Origin of the sequence: Methanosarcina sp. WH1, from assembly GCF_000970005.1 — an archaeon.
In the GTDB taxonomy this organism is placed as follows: Archaea; Halobacteriota; Methanosarcinia; order Methanosarcinales; family Methanosarcinaceae; genus Methanosarcina.
Map to the genome: position 1 here is coordinate 344,583 of NZ_CP009504.1, position 18,109 is coordinate 362,691.

Annotated in this window: 16 protein-coding genes; 9 read left to right on the forward strand and 7 right to left on the reverse strand. The window is 42.6% G+C overall.

Going from position 1 to position 18,109, the window contains the following annotated elements; all coding sequences use genetic code 11:
- Window positions 1-39: 39 nt before the first annotated feature.
- Entirely contained in the window at window positions 40-843 is an 804-nt protein-coding gene (locus tag MSWH1_RS01560) for a 2-amino-3,7-dideoxy-D-threo-hept-6-ulosonate synthase (RefSeq protein ID WP_048125466.1), read from the reverse strand.
- A 99-nt stretch (window positions 844-942) separates the two neighbouring features.
- On the reverse strand, window positions 943-1,458 hold the full coding sequence (locus MSWH1_RS01565) for a deoxyuridine 5'-triphosphate nucleotidohydrolase (RefSeq protein WP_048125469.1): 516 nt from the start codon (window positions 1,456-1,458) through the stop codon (window positions 943-945).
- A gap of 244 nt (window positions 1,459-1,702) precedes the next feature.
- Between MSWH1_RS01565 and MSWH1_RS01570 the strand changes: the two genes are divergently transcribed.
- From MSWH1_RS01570 to MSWH1_RS01590, 5 genes are all read left to right on the forward strand, one after another.
- Complete coding sequence (locus MSWH1_RS01570; RefSeq protein ID WP_048125472.1) at window positions 1,703-3,796, forward strand: DUF2341 domain-containing protein; 2,094 nt, start codon at window positions 1,703-1,705, stop codon at window positions 3,794-3,796.
- A gap of 631 nt (window positions 3,797-4,427) precedes the next feature.
- Window positions 4,428-5,156, forward strand: a complete 729-nt coding sequence (locus tag MSWH1_RS01575) for a hypothetical protein (RefSeq protein WP_048125474.1) — start codon at window positions 4,428-4,430, stop codon at window positions 5,154-5,156.
- A gap of 146 nt (window positions 5,157-5,302) precedes the next feature.
- Entirely contained in the window at window positions 5,303-5,947 is a 645-nt protein-coding gene (locus tag MSWH1_RS01580; protein WP_255350480.1) for a flavodoxin family protein, read from the forward strand.
- Window positions 5,948-6,088: 141 nt separating this feature from the next.
- Complete coding sequence (locus MSWH1_RS01585; protein ID WP_048125476.1) at window positions 6,089-6,637, forward strand: flavodoxin family protein; 549 nt, start codon at window positions 6,089-6,091, stop codon at window positions 6,635-6,637.
- Between the two features lie 232 nt (window positions 6,638-6,869).
- Window positions 6,870-7,436, forward strand: coding sequence for a flavodoxin family protein (locus tag MSWH1_RS01590; protein ID WP_048125479.1), 567 nt, complete (start codon window positions 6,870-6,872; stop codon window positions 7,434-7,436).
- A 280-nt stretch (window positions 7,437-7,716) separates the two neighbouring features.
- On the opposite strand, the gene MSWH1_RS17755 is transcribed toward MSWH1_RS01590, so the two are convergent.
- Window positions 7,717-8,172 carry a uracil-DNA glycosylase family protein gene (locus tag MSWH1_RS17755; protein ID WP_082087996.1) on the reverse strand — a complete coding sequence of 152 codons (456 nt, stop codon included), beginning with the start codon at window positions 8,170-8,172 and terminating at the stop codon, window positions 7,717-7,719.
- A 547-nt stretch (window positions 8,173-8,719) separates the two neighbouring features.
- On the opposite strand from MSWH1_RS17755, the gene MSWH1_RS01600 reads away from it, so the two are divergent.
- From MSWH1_RS01600 to MSWH1_RS01615, 3 genes are all read left to right on the forward strand, one after another.
- On the forward strand, window positions 8,720-9,931 hold the full coding sequence (locus MSWH1_RS01600; protein WP_048125483.1) for an ABC transporter permease: 1,212 nt from the start codon (window positions 8,720-8,722) through the stop codon (window positions 9,929-9,931).
- Window positions 9,932-10,274: 343 nt separating this feature from the next.
- The gene (msrB, locus tag MSWH1_RS01605) at window positions 10,275-10,718 is read left to right on the forward strand and encodes a peptide-methionine (R)-S-oxide reductase MsrB (protein WP_048125485.1); all 444 of its coding nucleotides are present in this window, start codon (window positions 10,275-10,277) and stop codon (window positions 10,716-10,718) included.
- 444 nt (window positions 10,719-11,162) lie between these two features.
- On the forward strand, window positions 11,163-11,807 hold the full coding sequence (locus MSWH1_RS01615) for an HAD family phosphatase (RefSeq protein ID WP_048125489.1): 645 nt from the start codon (window positions 11,163-11,165) through the stop codon (window positions 11,805-11,807).
- Between the two features lie 124 nt (window positions 11,808-11,931).
- Here MSWH1_RS01615 and MSWH1_RS01620 read toward each other — a convergent pair whose 3' ends face one another.
- The 3 genes from MSWH1_RS01620 to tnpA form a co-directional block, all read right to left on the reverse strand.
- Complete coding sequence (locus MSWH1_RS01620; RefSeq protein WP_048125491.1) at window positions 11,932-13,071, reverse strand: UDP-N-acetylglucosamine--N-acetylmuramyl-(pentapeptide) pyrophosphoryl-undecaprenol N-acetylglucosamine transferase; 1,140 nt, start codon at window positions 13,069-13,071, stop codon at window positions 11,932-11,934.
- Window positions 13,068-14,240 (reverse strand): UDP-N-acetylglucosamine--N-acetylmuramyl-(pentapeptide) pyrophosphoryl-undecaprenol N-acetylglucosamine transferase, encoded by a 1,173-nt coding sequence (locus MSWH1_RS01625; RefSeq protein ID WP_048125493.1) that lies wholly within the window; start codon window positions 14,238-14,240, stop codon window positions 13,068-13,070. The genes MSWH1_RS01620 and MSWH1_RS01625 overlap by 4 nt, the downstream gene beginning before the upstream one ends.
- Window positions 14,241-14,564: 324 nt before the next feature.
- Entirely contained in the window at window positions 14,565-14,960 is a 396-nt protein-coding gene (tnpA, locus tag MSWH1_RS01630) for an IS200/IS605 family transposase (protein WP_048125496.1), read from the reverse strand.
- Window positions 14,961-15,006: 46 nt separating this feature from the next.
- Here tnpA and MSWH1_RS01635 point away from each other — a divergent pair, with 46 nt between their 5' ends.
- Window positions 15,007-16,116 carry an RNA-guided endonuclease TnpB family protein gene (locus MSWH1_RS01635; RefSeq protein ID WP_156148046.1) on the forward strand — a complete coding sequence of 370 codons (1,110 nt, stop codon included), beginning with the start codon at window positions 15,007-15,009 and terminating at the stop codon, window positions 16,114-16,116.
- Window positions 16,117-16,722: 606 nt separating this feature from the next.
- Here the strand turns inward: MSWH1_RS01635 and mtaB are convergent.
- Window positions 16,723-18,108 carry a methanol--corrinoid protein co-methyltransferase MtaB gene (gene mtaB, locus MSWH1_RS01640; protein ID WP_048125498.1) on the reverse strand — a complete coding sequence of 462 codons (1,386 nt, stop codon included), beginning with the start codon at window positions 18,106-18,108 and terminating at the stop codon, window positions 16,723-16,725.
- Between the last annotated feature and the right edge of the window lies 1 nt (window position 18,109).

Genomic DNA, 18,109 nt, shown 5'->3' on the forward strand with positions numbered 1-18,109 from the left:
CGCAATTTGATTTTCTTACTTCCTTTAAACGTCTGGGTTTCAGGCCTTGCTGCCCATTTTTGTCACGTCTTCTGCAGTCATACCTTCGTGGACAACTTTTGCAATTCTCCGTACAAGACCTGTGGGATCTTCTGCCTGGAAGACGTTTCTTCCGATTGCAACGCCACGACCACCTGCTTCAAGGGAACCTTCGATCATTTCCAGCAGTTCCTTTTCTGACCCCATCTTGGGACCGCCTGCAATAATCACAGGTACGGGGCATCCTTCTACAACCTCTTTAAAAGTTTCAGGGCTTCCGGTGTAGTTTGTTTTGACAATGTCTGCCCCTAGCTCAGCTCCGATTCTGGCTGCATGTTTTACTACATCCACGTCGTATTCGGAACGGACCTTTTTCCCGCGCGGATACATCATCGCAAGGAGAGGGATTCCCCATTCATCACATTTTCCTGCAACATAGCCGAGCCCTTGCAGCATTTCATATTCGTCTTCAGCTCCTATGTTTATATGGACAGATACACAGTCAGCTCCGACTTTTATGGCTTCTTCCACCGTCGTTACAAGAACCTTATGGTTCGGGTCAAGAGCAAGGGAGGTTGAAGCAGAGAGGTGGATTATCAGGCCAACATCGTGCCCGTATCCTCTGTGCCCGTGTTTGGCAAGTCCCATGTGCCCGAGTACGGCATTAGCTCCACCTTCGGCAACCTTATTTACAGCGTCCTGAAGGTTTGTAAGCCCGTTAATGGGACCAGCACCAACTCCATGGTCCATGGGAATTATAATGGCGTTACCTGTGTTTCTGTTGAAAATACGTTCCATCCTTACGGATTTCCCTATTGTACTCATAGGTTGTGATATACCATCTAATAATATATACTTTGTCTATATATTTTCAAAACATGTCTTTTTCAGGCCTTCAAAGGGTTGTTGCTTTTCTCAGAAAGCTCATTTTGTATTTTCGTTTTGGTAGACTCCGGAATAACCTTCTTCTACTTCGCTGTTAAGGGTATAGAAAAGGAGCTGCATGATCCTGGCGTTTTTCTTCAGCCTGAAGCCCGCTGAGTTGTAAACTACAAGCATAGATTCGCTGCGTCCCCTGTATCCCGCATCCCATACCGCGGTTTCAAGGGTTGCTCCGCAGCGAATAAGGCTTGATCTCGGTTTTGCAATTGCAGCCAGGTTCATGGGGATATTTACTATCTCGTTAAATAGTACTTTATATATCCCCTTCGGAAGGTGAATCCACCCCTCGCTCCCGAATTCCAGGGTTTTTGCTTCGGGAACTTCCCTTTCAGAGTTGTCAAAGTCAACAGCTCCTGCACCTTCGATTGTTTTTATCTCCTTCAGGGTGAGCTCAAGCCCGTTTGGCTGTATCTGGGTTTTGATATCAATTGCATTTTCAAGCAAAGGAGGGTTTGCCTGTATAAGTTTTTTCAGTTCATTGCTGGATAGAAGCGTCATTGGAAAATGTAATTGTAAAGATTCTTTATTACCGTTTCGGACTCTTTTTCTGCTCTCTCACTCAATTTTTATATAAATTATTATTATTATTTTTTTATTATTCTGGGCAGGTCTTTATGAAAAGGTTTATTGTTTTTGGGTTAATAAGTATGTAAAATAAATAATTTCTTTTATGGTCTTGATAATGTCTGAATAGTATTTTTTTATCGTGTTTGATAAAAGGGCTTAAAAGAGGCTACTAAAAATGAAAAAGAGACTACTCACATGTGGGATTATTTCTATTTTTTTCCTGGTTTTGATCACAGGCTTTGCTCTGGCTACAGCGAATGATCTATGGGCTATATCTGCAATTAATGATACGGAAGCCTATTCTCAGGAGATCGTAATTACTGAAAATTCCGGAACAAATCTAACAGGTTATCAGGTTCCTATCAACCTGGATTCTTCTAACTTTAATTTCTCACAGGCAAAAACGGATGGTTCTGACCTTCGCTTCTTTTCCGGAGGACGAACACTCAACTACTGGATTGAAACCTGGGACCCGGAAGCCGAAAAAGCTCTTCTCTGGGTCAGAATCCCCTTCCTTCCTGCAAACAGGAGTATCACGCTTCTTATAAAGTGTGGAAATCCGGCGGCTGAGGCAGTGAGTAACGGAGAAAATACCTTCGAATTTTTTGATGGCTTTGAGGGAGATAAACTCCAGAGGCTTGAATGGAACGCTGAAAGTGCAGGTGGGGGTCTGGTTGAAGTCAAAAATGGAATCTGTAATGTATCAGCTCCTAAGGTTCATGCTTATGACTCCTCCCTTATCTACAGCAAAGACAGTTTTGACATTAATTCCATGTTCGTGGTCAAAAGAATGAAGGTTACTACAGGAAAAGATGAGAGAGGTCCTCTGCTGAGACAGGGTTTCATAGATCAGATTAACAGCAGGAAAAACGAGATTAAGCACGAGACCGAATTTGCCAATGAGAGCCGTGTGCGTTGGGAGACGTCTTACAGGAAGGAAAGGTTTAACTCTTTTGATCTAACCAATGTCCGCATTCCTGAAGGGGAATGGTACACCTCGGGAATTGCCTGGTACGAAGAAAACGATACCCGCAATATCGCCTGGTTTAAGAACGGAGTTCGGGATCCAAAGATGGACTACGCTTCAAACGATTACGTTACGAACCTCCCTATGCATGTTTATCTTTATGCCGCTTCTTACTCTGATGCTTCGAAGAACACAGGCTATATGGCTGTAGACTATGCGTTTGTCCGCAAATTTGTAGAACCCGAGCCAACTGTCAGGTTCGCTTCGGACCAGGTTGAAGATGAAATCTCTTCAGAAAATATTCTTTCTGAATCTGATTCTATTTCCGAATCTATAACTTCCACTGAAACTGAGACTCCAGTTTCTGAGGTTTCAGCCCCCGAAGAAATCCCTGAAACACCGGTGCAGCTACAGGAGAACCAGGATGAAAATGAGACTAATGCTCCAGAAACTCTGTTTCCCAGGTACAGTGTCAATGTTTCCGGAATTAAGCTCTCTTCTCCATACAGGTTCGATTTTCCTGGACTTACAAAGGATTTCGATTCTTCAAAAATCGATACCATCTTCCTGAGCATGAATGGTGAAGATTTCTGGCAGTATGAGCGCTTTGTAAAAATGGCTCATGAGGAAGGAATAATCGTGCATGCAGTGCTTTTTGAGGAACTCAACTGCACGGAAGAAGGAGCTATGAACACCTCCCAGGTTTACCTGGATTCCATTCTTGACTATAACGAAAAGTCGCTTGCACCTTTTGATGGAATCAACATCTACATGAAAACTTCTCTAAATTCCGATTCTGAAGAGGGCTGTATGGATTATGTAACCCTTTTTGAGGCTGCCCGGAAGAAAGCCGGAGAAGATGTGTCCATTTCAGCAAGTCTTCCTCCTGGTTATGATGCATCAAACGTTGAAAAAATTGCTCATATGGTAGATTTCTTTGTTGTCAGGGCTTATGACCGTGATAAGAAAGACCTGATCTCCGAATCGGATATTGTGGATGCGGTTGCACTTGAGATGGGTGAAATAAGAGGTGTGAACTCAAAAGGAATTATTGAAATTTCTGTAGAAGAGGGTTTTGAGGATAAGTATTCAATACAGAACCTTTTTGCTACCCTGGCGGAATATTATGCCAACGATTCGGCTTTTATAGGAGTTTCAATTTCCAATTATGATACATACAAAGCCCTGCCTGTGAAGGCCGAACTTGAAGAAGAGAAGTCTGTACTGCCCGGATTTGAAATACTCTCTGTTTTACTTGCAGGGCTTGGAGCATTTGCTTTTCTGAAGGCGAAGAATAAGTGAAATAAAATCAGGAAAATAGAAGGTTAGTAAAGAAGACAGGGTAAAAACGAAGAACAAACGAAGAACAAACGAAGAACAAACGAAGAACAAACGAAGAACAAACGAAGAACAAACGAAGAACAAACGAAGAACAAACGAAGAACAAACGAAGAACAAACGAAGAACAAACGAAGAACAAACGAAGAACAAACGAAGAACAAACGAAGGAAAAATAAATAAAAAATATTTTTTCCCTTTCTTTTTTCTTTATTTCTCCTGTTTCTTTTTTCTCATCGTCCCTCTTTATTTCATTCACTTTCGATTGATGGGGGTATACAGGCTAAGCATGTTATTATTATTAGTTTATTATTATTTTTCAATATACTGCTATTTATAATATCTAATAATATTATATTCTAACAACTCTTGCTCTATTACATTTCTGGGCAGGAAATATTTTCAAACCAGATATCTATGAGTTTTGTCGGGGGTAAATCCTTCCTGAGCAAAGGGGGACAAAAAACCTGTAAACAAAAACCCTTTCTGAAGAAGAACCTGCAGAGCATGCAGCTGGAGTCTGTATGAAGCAGTGGTCAAATCTGGATAGTGGTTTGAGTTTTACATTAACTAAAATGTAGTTGGGGGAAGTAGTTTGATTAAGTACCGAAAATTCGGCGTGCTTATTTTAAGCCTGATGATGTTGTCTGTGTTTGCAGTGTTAAATGTGCCTGCCTTATCCGAAGAAAATGATTCGATGATAGATGTGCCCACCCTGCCGCTCATTCTGCGTGGCGGGTTAAATGTAGATGGAGAACCTGTCTCTGAGGGCTCTGAGGTTATGGCATATTATGAAGGAGAACTAATTGCGAAAAGTACCATAGGAGAGGAAGGTAAATACAACCTGAACCTGAATCTCACTCCTGAAAACTATACTAATATCGGGAAGGTGGAACTCTATGTCTATGAAGACAATTCCAGTTTTGAGATCCCTGCCTCTGAAATTGAAGCTATAAACAAGACTCCGGGATCGATCTCTGTAATTGATCTCGAAGGTTCTGTTTCCTCTGCTGACATAAATAAGAGTTCAAATAGTAAGGATTCAAGTAGCAACGGTGATTCAGAAGGAGATGTCAAAATTGTGAAAAAAGATTCTGAACCATCTGAAGATTCCGCAGAAGAGAGTTCCATAGAAGAAGGAGATTCTCAAAAAGCCATCTCTGCAGAGGGAGTGAACGAAGGTTCTGTTGACATGCAGGAGCCTGTTTCTCAAGTAAGTGAAGAGGGAAGCAAAGGTGCTGAAAAATCAGGTTATTCAACATTCTTTACGGGGTTGCTTTTTATTACAGCGCTTCTTGGTGCGTTCTATGTAATTAAAAAGTAATCGGGATAACGGTCCAAACAAGCAGAATTCTCTTTTTCTCTTTTTTATTTTTTTTATTCCAGGGTTTCTATACAAACTCACGTATTTTTCCAACAAGAGAAACTTTTTTATTCTGATCCGTCGTTTATACCTTTGCTCAAAAATGTTTGATATCCTGTATTTTAAATTTTAATGGGGGTTCTAGAATTAAAGTTCTCGGATTGGTGGGCAGTCCTAAAGTTGATGGTAATACCTCAAGACTTGTGAATGCAATTCTCGAGGGAGCTGCGGAAAAAGGGGCAGAAACTGTGACCTATAACCTTGCTTCTCTTGACATCAAAGGCTGTGACGCCTGCGGCAAATGCCAGGAACACGGCTGCTGTGTTATAGACGATGATATGCAAGAAATTTATAGGGAAATTCAGACAGCAGATACTGTTGTACTTGGTTCTCCTGTGTATATGTGGCAGATGACAGCCCAGACAAAACTCCTTATTGATCGCATGACAGCTTTCTTAAAGCCGAATTTTTCGAGCAGGCTTGACAATAAAAAATTAATCCTTGTCTTTACTCAGGGAATTTCGGACAGAGATGCCTTTAAACCGTATTTTGAATACACGGCAGGCCTTCTTTACTATCTGGGCTTTGACGTCCTGGAGACAATCGTTGCAGCAGGCACGGATAAGCTTGAAGTTACCTTCAGGCCCCAGTTGTTGGAGAACTCAAAGGACATCGGAAAATTGGTCTCGGGTTCACAACTTCCGGGCCCGGAATATAGAAGAGCTGAATCAAGCTTGAGTCCGTCTCTCTGAATTTTTCCGTATCTCATATCTTTTTGTACTTTTTTTGCAGTAAAGGTGGCCGAAGGTAGGTTTTCAGAGGGAACTTTTATACCTTTGTCGGCTCATCTATTTTATCACTTTTTATTTTCTTTTTCGGAGGAATATTTTCAGATGAAAGTTTTAGGATTAATCGGAAGTCCCAGAGTGGATGGAAACACTACAAAACTTGTAAACGCAATTCTTGAAGGAGCTGCAGAAAACGGCGCTGAGACAAAAGTCTACAATCTTTCCGTACTGGATGTCAACCCCTGCAAAGGTTGTATGACCTGCAAAATCGAAGGCAAGTGCGTAATCGATGACGACATGCAGCAGCTTTATGACGAAATCCAGGCATCTGATGCTATCGTGCTTGGCTCTCCCATATATATGTGGCAGATGACAGCCCAGACCAAAATCTTTATAGATCGCCTTGTAGCCTTTATTAACCCTGACTTTTCGACCCGTCTCAACTTGCCAAAGAAGCTCTTCCTTGTCTACACCCAGGGAAACCCTGATCTGAATACCTTTAAACAGTACTTCGATTACATGGAAGGTCTGTTTTCCTTCATACACTTCGATGTCCAGGGTAGTATAGTCGCAGCCGGCACCTATAACCCTGAAGACATCCTTCAGCAGCCGGAGATTCTTGCAAAGGCAAAAGAAATCGGAAAGAACCTTTAAACCTCAAAGCAATAGAAAAAAAACAATTTTTTTAAGCCATGGGATTTTTCCAGCTTTCAACCTTTTTTTCTTGCTTTTTCACTTCTTTCCATTATTTTTTAGTTTCGCGGTTTCTGACAATTTCTCTGGCTACTTTTCCAAAGAAGAACACTTAATTAGCTTCCTGCTTATTTCTTCAGTAATAGATTTAATTTTCAGGACGAAATGTTATATTCCCAGGAAGGATAGTCACATGAATGTACTCGGATTGATAGGAAGCCCGCGTGAACACGGAAATACTGCCACCCTCGTGAATGCAATCCTTGACGGCGCTACCGAAAACGGGGCAGAGACAAAAGTTTACCACCTCTCTAAAATGGACATTAAGCCTTGCAAAGGCTGCATGTCCTGCAGATCTGAAGGAAAGTGCGTCATTGACGACGATATGCAGGAACTCTATAATGAACTTCTATCTGCCGATGCCCTCGTTATAGGCTCTCCTATCTACATGTGGGAAATCACAACACAGACAAAAGCATTTGTTGACCGCTTGATAGCTTTAACCTGCTGGCAGCCCTGTGCAAAGCCCGAATTCCCCTCACTCCTGAGAGGAACAACAGAACTCGTACTTGCTTATACCTACGGGAACTCTAATCCTAACAACTTTAACCAGTATTTCAAGTACATGGAAGGTCTTTTCAGCTACCTGGGTTTCGATGTACGGGGAAGCATCTGGGCTTCGGGAACCATAAATCCCGATGACATCTCCCATCAGTTCGAAGTGCTCGAAAACGCAAAAGAAATCGGGAAGAAACTCTAAACTTTTTTTTACATCTTGAACTCACACGTCATTGAACTCTTCAGGATACTCAATAATCCCGCCGGCACCTTCAAGAGCTCCTTTCTTTAACTCCAGCGCCATAAACACTTCAACCGGCGTACCAAAAGGATCTTTGGTCCCCGATTTGCTCGCTGGCTCAAACCCGAACTTTAGATAATACTCGGGGCCCGAAGAGTACTACAGAGTCATATACTAGCTCTCTGCAAACCTTGATCCTTTCATTTTCGTTTTATATTTTTTTTAAATGCTCTTTGGTTTTTTATTTTTCATATATCCTTTTTTGAGAACGGCTTACCTTTTCATGAATTAATTTTATGGTCTCTTCATACCTATAAGAAGAACTGTTTTTTGCGCCGTTGTTTGCATCTGATGGATGAGTAAGAGCAATTAAAAGAATCTTTCTTCCAGAATAGATGACATAGTTTTCTCCGTTTTTGGATATTGCATGTAGAAGTTTTTCACCTGTCACGTATTCAACAGCTTTTCCTCCCATACAAATTATAATTTCAGGTTCAAAAGCTTCGATTTCGCGTTTAAGATATTTGTTTGCGCATTCTTTTTTAGGTTGTTTGTGCTCTCCTTCTCTTTTTCCAGGGAAGCATTTTTGATAGTGAGTCCAGTAAAATATACTTAAGAAAGTTTCTCTAAAACTCTCAAAACATGTTCTGTTTTTTTTGCTTTCTCTGTTTTGTAATCTTCGAATAAGATTGGAAATACCTTATCCCTGAAAAATCGATTTTTGAAGCTGATCACGTTATCGAGTTTATTAGCTTGATTCGAAGGATCTCTGGTTATTAACTAAGTTTTCTGAGTATCTCTTACTTCAACGGTTTTTGGGATTGCAATTTCATCCCTTCCACATTCTAAACTCCCGTTTTTCCAGTTAGGGCACGAGTTTATCTCTTTACAAATTCTCGTTAGCAACTCTCTATTCATGCTATCTTCCTGGTTATTTTTTTTATGGAGGGCTACCAGTAAACTAACGGGATTCTAAATTACTTGTATTTTTCTAACTTATTTTTTATTTAAGTGTTTTAATATTTCTAATTCTTCTTTTCGGTCGCAAAATTGCTTCCCATATGAGTTTGCGTTAACATCGGTGGGCAAGATTCCAAAAAAAATTAATAGATTTTTTTATAAAGAGTTTCCAGTACAATTTATATATTTGATATATTCATTTAAATAAAGTTTAAGGATATCAGTTTGTCCTTCAATCTCAATTTTATCCTTTCTCCAAAAATATACAAAACGGAGCCCTTTTCATGATCCCTCTTTTCAATGCAGGAAAAATAGCGCTTGGAAGCATTACAAGTGCAAAGATGCGTTCAACCCTTACAGTACTTGGAATAGTTATCGGAGTAGCGGCTGTGATTGCAAACGTGTCCCTTGGGGCAAGCTTCAACCAGCACTTTACGAATGAAGTATCCAACATTGGTTCAAATTTCATTTATATTCAGGGGATGCAGCCCAAGCTCTTCTACGACAACCAGTTGAAGATAGTTGAAAATACGCCCGGGGTCTCCGGGGTTTCGCCTTTGAAGTACCAGACTGCTGAAGTCATGTACATGTCCGAGACCAAAAGTATCATGGTAAGCGGGGTAGGGGGAGATTATGATCAGGTTGCAAACACCCAGCTCCGGGAAGGCTCCTTTATTAATGACAATGATGGGAATGTTGCAATTATCGGGCATGATATTGCAGACGAGAAGTTCGGCAGGAAACTTTCGGTCCGAAACTCCATAGATATAACCTTCAGGGTCGGAGAAAACGAGAAAATAACAAAGACCTTCAAGGTTAAGGGAATAATCCAGAACCCAGAAAACACCATGGTTCAGGCTTATAACGATAACGAAGCTGTCCTGATCCCCATTGATGTCATGAATGAAATTCTTGGCGAAAAAGACTATGGAGGGGTTTTTGCAATGGCTGAAGACTCGGCAGCTATTCAAGAGACATCGGATGATGTGGACAGGCGGCTTGCCCGGAGCTTCGGGATTTCCGAAAGGGACCTTGAGGACAAAGATTCTCGGCCCTACATGCTAATTAACCAGGCTGAGATTTTAGAGCAGACTGACATGATGGCAGCAGCCCTCAGTTCTTTTCTTACCGTGGTCGCCCTTATTTCCCTTCTTGTAGGCTCCATAGGGATCATGAATATAATGCTCGTAAGCGTTACCGAAAGGACGAGGGAGATAGGGGTGCTCAAATCTCTTGGTTTCACAGGCTTTGACATCCTTTTTCTTTTTATGATCGAGTCAATCCTGCTTGGAGTCTTTGGGGGCGTTCTCGGAAGTGCTGTTGGAATTGCAGGCGCATACAGCGTGGAAAGCCTTCTTCACCTGCCTGTGGTCTTCCCTTTAAGCCTGATAGTTGCCGGGTTTCTCGTTGCGGTTGCTGTCGGTTTTGTCTCCGGCGTCTATCCTGCAAGAAAAGCCGCAAAAATGAAGCCGGTGGACTCGCTCAGATATGAATAAGATTCCCGGAACTTATTTCGAGTTCTTGGAAAAAGAGCTTGAAAGCTATCAGGATTAGAACAAAAAGCCCAATCCCTGCTTCTGCCGGAAATATAAGAGACCAGGTATAAGCCTGGCTTTCCCAGATTCCTATCCCGTACTGGTGAACTACTCCTGGCTAAAACATTGGAGCTCCCTGCTTCATACCTTGGAGCAACCTCCACAAGGCCACAGGCCTTACCCTCTGTCTCATAAGTGATAAATTATTTAATATGAAATAGGAAAATTCAGGACTTTTCCCCTGAACCGAAGGATAATAATGTTTCCGGTATAATTGAGTTATATGCATAAAGGGGGTTTGTAACTGGCACAAGATAAAATCGAGAAATCTGAAGAAGATTGGAAGAAGGTTCTCACTCCTGAGAAATATCATGTTTTGAGACAAAAAGGCACCGAGAGGCCATTTTCTGGCGAGCTGTATTATAACAAGGAAAAAGGCGTCTACACCTGTGCCGCCTGTGGGCAGGAACTCTTTTCTTCCGATACCAAGTTTGATTCCGGGACTGGCTGGCCCAGTTTCTGGGACGTTATTTCCAGTGATAAGGTCAGTCTCAAGGAGGATAACAGCCTTTTCATGAACAGGGTTGAAGTTGTCTGTGCTCGCTGTGGAGGGCACCTGGGTCATGTCTTTGATGACGGGCCAAAACCTACGGGAAAACGCTTCTGCATCAATGCCGTTTCCCTGGACTTCAAGAAGGAAGGAGAAGCAGGAAAGGAAGGAGAAGCAGGAAAGGAAGCGAAGCAATAGAAAAAGTAAGAGAAGAACCCTCTGAAATACCAGTACAGATACAGAAATTCAGAGTTTAGATCATTTTTAGGTCCTGTGAAAGGTAGGTGCCGGTAAGTTTGAACCTGACTAAAAAACAGATCGAAATTGGGGGATTTTTAGTTTTTCTAGTCCTCTACTTTGTTTTTTTTAATCTGATATACCACTTTGAAGGTCCAGGGTACCCTATTTACGCACCTGGGACTCTTATATTTGCCTTCTTGGGATACTGGCTGGGGGGATATCTTTACGATAAATATCTTAAATGATAGGCATTCTCCTGAGAGGGCTCTCGTGGAGAGCCGGGGGGGTGAAAGGTAGCATGATTCATCTTGCCTGACCCATTTGATTTTTTTCTATATAGAACTTTTATTTAGCAAGTACTTTCACAAGCTTTATCATAGATTACGGCGATTTTCAGGACAGATGTTCAAAGCAATTATTTTCGATGTGGACGGCGTTCTTGTGGATTCCATGCGTTTTCATGCCGACGCCTGGGCTGAAGCTTTTAGGGAAGCAGGGATCTCCATAAAAAGGGAGGATATATATGAAATCGAAGGTGGAAACAACCGGGGAATTGTCACAAAAATCTTTGAAAAGGCAGGAAAAACCCCCAAGGCTGAGGATTTCGAGTCTATTTCCCGAAAAAAGCGGGAAATTCTGGATCTTGGCATGTTAAAGCCTTTTGACGGCATGGTTGACTGCCTGAAAGAACTTAAAAAAAGTTTCCATCTCGCCCTGGTTTCGGGGTCAAGCCATCTGGTTGTGGGAACTGTAATTGAAAACTTCTTTTCCGGTATATTCGAAGTCGTTGTCACGGGTTCGGACGTCGAGAATGGTAAACCGTCTCCTGAGCCTTATTTGAAAGGAGTTGAAAAACTATCCCTGCCGGAAGATGAGTGCCTGGTTGTGGAAAATGCTCCGATGGGAATTGAAGCTGCAAAAGCCGCAGGTCTCTACTGTGTAGCGGTCGCAAGCACGCTCGGACCCGAAAGGCTGCAGCATGCAGACCTTGTATTTGAAAACCATGCTGCCCTTTTTGAGTACCTTAAAAGCCTCGTGCCGGATTGAGTTTTTTGGACTCTTGTTTATCTTTTACTCGTTTCTTTCAATTGTTTTTATTTTTTTCATGCTTATCTTTTAAGTCTTCTGGGCTTCAAAAGAGCAATATGGAGGGGTTTATTCAGGAGCTTATTCAAGGGGTTTTTGCTCCTACTTCCTTTTCAAGCATTTTTCTGATTGCTTTTGGCCCTTCCAGTTCTTTTGCAAGCCGGCAGAGTCGCTCAGTTTTGTTTCTGTACTCCTCATCTTCAAGGACTTCCCGGATGCATTCCAGAATGACCTCAGGGGGAGTGGAATAGCTGAGCCTTCTCCCGTATCCCTCCTCCTCGATCACAGCGGCGTTGCTTTCCTGTTCGTTGTGTCCCTCATCCGGAAAAGAGAGGATCGGGATTCCAAAACTTAAAGCTTCCATAATTGTGCTGTGCCCTCCGGGGGCGATTACGGCATCGGAACTCTTGAAGTAGGGGAATGGGTCTTTTATGTACTGAAGGATCTGCACGTTTTCCGGCAGGTCGGTGAATTTTGATGGGTCAAGGCTGGGGCCGGAAATGAGGGTGTAATGGATGCTGGAATCGAGCTTTGCGGTTTTTAGCACTTTCCTAAAAATTGGTTCCCTGTATCCGAAACCTCCAATAAGGGAGACGATATGGGGTTTTTTTAGGGGGATTTTTTCAACTTCATCGTACTTTTTCTGGACCAGTGGACCGCTGTAAAACAGTTTTTCCCGGAGTTTAGGAGTGAAATTCAGGTTTTCCCTGCAGACAGTGTAGGGGAGAGGATAGTCGGGGATGATAATCCTGTCTACCAGTTCAAAGACCTGGTTGTAGAGCTTTTTGGTAAGCTCCCCGAGAAGCCTTATTGGCACCCCCCTGCTCTTGAAAAAATCTTCCATGTTTGACTGGTTGAGGATGAGGTATACTGGAATTTTGAGGGCTTTTGCGGTAAGGATTCCCAGATAATAGCTGTCCGAAACCACCACATCAGGGGCAACATCTCTGGTTAGCTTCAGGATTTTTGGCCCTCCCAGGAGCTGGGTGCTTTTGAGAGTTGCCTCGATCGACCCTTTGAAGTCCAGGGTTCCTTCCTTTCCCACAAGCTTGATTTCCGAGGGGATTTCATGGGCATTGCAGCCTACCTTTTCGATCAGCTCTTTAGAGTATCCATAAGCTCCAAAGTGAACCTCATGCCCTGTACTCATCATTTCTTTCCCCAGGGCAAGGCAACGGCTTGTGTGGCCAAGCCCTTCCCCGCATATAAAAATCATGATTTTCATTCTTTATCCCTTATTTTTAAAATGTGTTTATTCCTATCCTTTTTTCCGATTCTCTCCTCCAGAAGTTTTCGGACAGCTGCCGGACCGTCCAGGGCTTCGGCAAGTTCTCTTAACCTCCGGGTTTTTTTACCGTACTCTTCGTCTTCCAGGCCTTCCCGGATGCAGGCAAGGAGAGCTTCGGGGCGCGTCAGGTAGCTCATCCGCTTTCCGTACCCTCCCTCTTCAAGCACGGTGGCATTGTTTTCCTGCTCACTGTGCTTCTCGTCCGGAAAAGAAAGCACCGGAAGCCCAAAAGCCAGGCTCTCAAGGATTGTCCCATGCCCGCCGGCGGTGATTACGAGGTCCGAGCCTTTGAAGTAAGGAAAGGGATTTTCCGTAAAACCTGTAAATTCTACGTTATCCGGGATTTCAGGGAACTGTTTTGGGTCGACCCCTGGCCCCGAGATAAAAGTATAGTGGATTCCCGGGTCCAGTTTTGCAGCTTCAAGCACGCTCCGGAATATTGCAGCTCTGTACCCGAAGGCACCGATAGTTGAGAGGACATTAGGGTGTGGAAGTTTTTTTGCTTTGACTTCCCGGTACCTCCATCGGATAAGGGGGCCGCTGAAAAATATGGTATCGTTGATTTCCCTTGTAAGCGTAAAGTTCCTCCGGTTGACCGAATAAGGAAGTGGGTAGTCCGGGACGATGATTCCGTCCACACTGCTGAAGATATAATAATAAAACCTTTTGATGAGTTTGCCTGCAGCTCCTACAAAAGGCCCTCTGTTCTGGAAAAATTCCACCATATTGAACTGGTGCCCGATAAAGTAGACAGAAATTTTCCTGGATTTTGCGGCAAGGATGCCCAGGTAGTACCCGTCTGAAAGCACCACATCCGGCTCAAGTTCATCTATAAGTTTTAGAAGCTTTCTATATCCGGAAAGGGGAGTGTTCTTGAGGGTGGCTTTGATGGATTTTCCTATATTAAGCGCACCGGCAGTTCCGACAAGGGTTATCTCCGGAGGAATTTCATGTGCCCCGTACCCTGTTTTTTCAACCAGCTCTTTTGAGTATCCGTAAGCTCCAAAATGTGTCTCATGCCCCGCAGCCAGGAACTCTTTCCCAAGGGCAAGGCAGCGGCTCGTGTGTCCCAGCCCTTCTCCACACATGAAAATAATTATCTTCATAAAACCTCAGCAGGAAACCTCTGAGTCTTTAGCTCAGGGGCAGTTTACATTCCAATCGCTCTTCCCGAACGTAATCCGTAACAATAACTATCTTTCTTAAGTTAAACCCTTGCTGCAGAATTATAACGGTTTCAAAAAAGATCTACATGACTAAAAATTAAAAAGAAGAGATTTGAGGTAAAATCCATCTAAAAGGGTGTAACATGGGAGGGAGATTTTTATTAACTCCTTAGTTACGGATGCTTTTTGGTCTGTTCGTCTGCTTTTTATATGAAGAAGCGTAAAACCCCTGAGTCTTTAGCTCAGGGGATATAAGCGTCAACTTCAACCCTGATTCCGTATGTAATATTCTGCCGCCTCTTTACTAACATTTCCGATAGTAGACGCAAAATAACCATCACTCCATAACGTATTCTCACCCCAATAATACTTTTTCAGATATTCTTTTTGAGTTTTCCATAACCTGTTAGTATATTCTTGTTTCAATTTTCTGACAATTGACAAAACGCTAACTTTCGGCTCACTCTTGATCAAGAAATGAATATGGTCTTTGTCAGTTTCCATTTCAAAGATTTCAAAGTTAGACTCTTTTGAAATGTCAATCATAATCTGTTTGAGTTCTTCGCTAATTGGTTCAAGTATGACTTTTCGGTATTTGCAAACAAAAATAACATGGTACATTAACAAAAATTTGCTATGATTCCGTGTTTCATACTTCATATTTACCAAAAAGTATATATGTTGTTAAATCATATAATGCCTTTGTATGATGCAAGCGTTCAAATTTAGACTCTATCCTACAACTACACAAGCTATTCAATTGAATCAGCATATAGGTAGCTGTAGATTTGTCTATAATTGGGCACTTGACCAGAAAATTAAAACTTATGAGCAGGCAGGGGAATCAATTTCCAGATTTGACTTAAACAAATTAATTCCTACTCTAAAGGCTTCTAATGAGTGGTTAGGAGAAGTTAACTCTCAATCATTACAGGGGATGACTAAGCAGTTGAATCCGCTTTCACTAGATTCTTTAGAGAGAAACAGGTTTCCAAAGTTCAAATCAAAAAAGAATCCGATACAGTCTTTCCCTGTACCTCAACACTACACTGTAAACTTTGAAACTAATACTATCAAGCTTCCTAAAATAGAACCAATTAAAGCAGTTCTTCACAGGAAGTTTGAAGGAGAGCCTAAAACGGCTACGGTATCAAGGACATGTAAAGGACATTACTACATCAGTATCCTTGTTGAAGATGGAAAAGAACTTCCAGTAAAGGAAGCTTTCACAGAATCAACAACAGTAGGAATTGATGTAGGTATCAAAGACTTTGCTGTCCTTTCAACAGGAGAAAAGGTTGAGAATCCAAAGTACTTGAAAAACTCTCTTAAAAGGCTCAAAGTATTACAGAAAAGAGTCTCAAGGAAACAGAAAGGCTCTAAGAACAGGGCAAAAGCTAAACGAAGACTTGCTGTACTCCATGACAAAATAACAAATCAGAGAAATGACTTCCAGAACAAACTCTCTTTTAGACTTGTTAGCGAAAACCAAGCTGTAGCTCTGGAAACTCTAAATGTTAAAGGCATGGTTAAGAATCATCACTTAGCACAGGCTATAAGTGATTCTGCGTGGAGTAGTTTTGTAATAAAGTTGGAATATAAGGCTCAATGGTTTGGAAAAACCGTCCTGAGAATAGGACAATTTGAACCCTCTTCTAAGCTATGTAGTGTGTGTGGATACCACAATAAAGAGCTTCAGCTAAAAGACAGAGAATGGATTTGTCCAGACTGTAAAACCAAACACGATAGAGACATTAATGCCGCTATCAATATCAAAAAATTCGCTCTCATAGATCAGAATCTAATTGGATTATGACACCGTAGGGACTACGGGGATGAGCTTGGGGACTTGCCCTCAATAGAGGGAGGAATGAACCAAGAAGCCACTCAGTCTTTAGTTGAGTGGTAGTTCACCTGTTCTACCTATTACCTTTCCGGATATCTTATATCATGTTTTTTCTTCCTTTAAATTGGTTTTTTACAAAAAGAAGGTCTTATATCCTTTATATTTCTTCTAAAATTTTTATTTGTTATACTCATGAAAAACCAACCGATATTGCTTCAGGATCTATCCGTCTTCTGAGCTTGCAGAAACTCTGCTTCAGGAGGGATGGAAAAAGTAGTCATATGTCTTCGGTTAAGAAAGGAACCATAATAAATTGCACCTATTTCTACAACAGTTATCTAAAATTTTAATATAATATAGGCTGGAGCAAAGTATCGATTTTAGGTAAAGAGGGCAAAGTTTGAGATCGATTTATGGTACAAAATCGATAGCTTTCGGGCAAGAAAACTCCTTAACCGATGACCAATGAAAAAGTAGTTAATCTGAAGGTCTGAATAAAATGAGGATAAAAGTTCAGTACGCAAAGTTAAAGAATGAAGTTAATGAAAAAAAGAAAAAGAGAACGGAGATTTCGGCTTAGAAGCCGTAGTTCTCCGGAAGGAAGACGTTAACTTCACTCTTGTACTTTGTGAGGCAGTCGTCCATGAATTTGTCCATGTCGTCCGTAAGGGAGTCCAGGGATGCCTTTGCGTCTGCGAGGGCTTTAGTTTCGAACCTGGAGAGATCGAGCTTGCCTGCAGCACCTTCGCTGACGATGTCACAGCATGCGATTGCAGCGTTCTTTGCTCTGAGGTAGATGTTGTCGCCGTCCTTAACAATTGCCTGGCCGATCTTGTATGCGTTGTCGTATGCAAGCACGTAGGACTGGGGGTCTCTGTACCTGTCGGAGAGCATGAAAAGGTCCCTGAGAACTTTTTCGTTCTTGGTTTCAAGAGCGGTGTTCATGAGGGCGCAGTCGTATGCAAGGGACTCGGACCAGCACTGAACTGTGGTACCACCGAATTCACCGTGGTATTCGACAGACTCGTTTGACCAGCAGTCACAGCACTGCATAATGAGGTTACCCACTAAGTCAGAGTGAGCGCAGGTGGAGGTCTTACCTTCCTGGGTCATTGGCATACCGGTGATTGCTTTGATGGTGACGTTTTCGTATCCACAGTCCTTTCCTGGACCAACGGCACCGCATTCGTATGCTACGAGGGACCTTGGGGCGGAAATTGCTCTTGCAAGGATTGCGAGAGTGTGGGCGAGGTTCTTGTCAAGCAGACCGCCGCCGATGAACATTGCGGTGTTTGCCTGTGCGCAATCGGTGTCACCAGCTGCAACAGTGCCGGTCTTCTTTGCAATTGCGGCAATGTCGGTCCAGATCATTTCCATGTCAATGGAGCCGAGACAGCCGATGCCGTAAAGCATACCAGCAATGTCGTTCCTGAGAACGGAATAGTCGAATACTTCCTTACCACCCATGCTCTCTACGGAAAGCAGGTCTGCACCTGACTTGGCGCATTCTTCGAAGGCTTCGAGAAATACAGAGTACTTGTCGCCTCTTAGCTGGAGGAAGTCCCTGTTTTCACGGATGTCACCGATTGTGTGGCGAAGTGCACACTTTATGCCGTATTCATCGTGGTATTCTTCCATGATGGTTTTCTGGGCGTGTGCAACTTCTGCTCCCCAGGAGGGGTTGTTGGACATCTGCTGAACGTGTTCTGTTTCAAGGATAATTGCTGGGAAACCGACCTGGACCATTCTTGACATAACGTCGGTTGTGATCCTCTCGTATTCCTTAATGAGTTTTTCCTTGGATGCGCCTGCTTCAGGTCTAGGAGCGTAGTTAATTTCAGGAATTGTGTAACCAGCACCGATCTCAAGGTCAAGGCCTGCTTTTACGGGGTGCTTGGATACGCCGAAGCTCATTTCGTCTGCGCTTGCATATGCCATTGAAGTGTATCTTTTTGCTGCCATC

Bases quoted from the DNA above. Each gene is read 5' to 3' on its own strand.
- MSWH1_RS01570 (WP_048125472.1), top strand. From the start codon at position 1,703: ATGAAAAAGAGACTACTCACATGTGGGATTATTTCTATTTTTTTCCTG.
- MSWH1_RS01560 (WP_048125466.1), bottom strand. From the start codon at position 843: ATGAGTACAATAGGGAAATCCGTAAGGATGGAACGTATTTTCAACAGA.
- MSWH1_RS01615 (WP_048125489.1), top strand. From the start codon at position 11,163: ATGTTCAAAGCAATTATTTTCGATGTGGACGGCGTTCTTGTGGATTCC.
- MSWH1_RS01590 (WP_048125479.1), top strand. From the start codon at position 6,870: ATGAATGTACTCGGATTGATAGGAAGCCCGCGTGAACACGGAAATACT.
- MSWH1_RS01620 (WP_048125491.1), bottom strand. From the start codon at position 13,071: ATGAAAATCATGATTTTTATATGCGGGGAAGGGCTTGGCCACACAAGC.
- mtaB (WP_048125498.1), bottom strand. From the start codon at position 18,108: ATGGCAGCAAAAAGATACACTTCAATGGCATATGCAAGCGCAGACGAA.
- MSWH1_RS01625 (WP_048125493.1), bottom strand. From the start codon at position 14,240: ATGAAGATAATTATTTTCATGTGTGGAGAAGGGCTGGGACACACGAGC.
- MSWH1_RS01565 (WP_048125469.1), bottom strand. From the start codon at position 1,458: ATGACGCTTCTATCCAGCAATGAACTGAAAAAACTTATACAGGCAAAC.
- MSWH1_RS01600 (WP_048125483.1), top strand. From the start codon at position 8,720: ATGATCCCTCTTTTCAATGCAGGAAAAATAGCGCTTGGAAGCATTACA.
- tnpA (WP_048125496.1), bottom strand. From the start codon at position 14,960: ATGAAGTATGAAACACGGAATCATAGCAAATTTTTGTTAATGTACCAT.
- MSWH1_RS01635 (WP_156148046.1), top strand. From the start codon at position 15,007: ATGATGCAAGCGTTCAAATTTAGACTCTATCCTACAACTACACAAGCT.
- MSWH1_RS01585 (WP_048125476.1), top strand. From the start codon at position 6,089: ATGAAAGTTTTAGGATTAATCGGAAGTCCCAGAGTGGATGGAAACACT.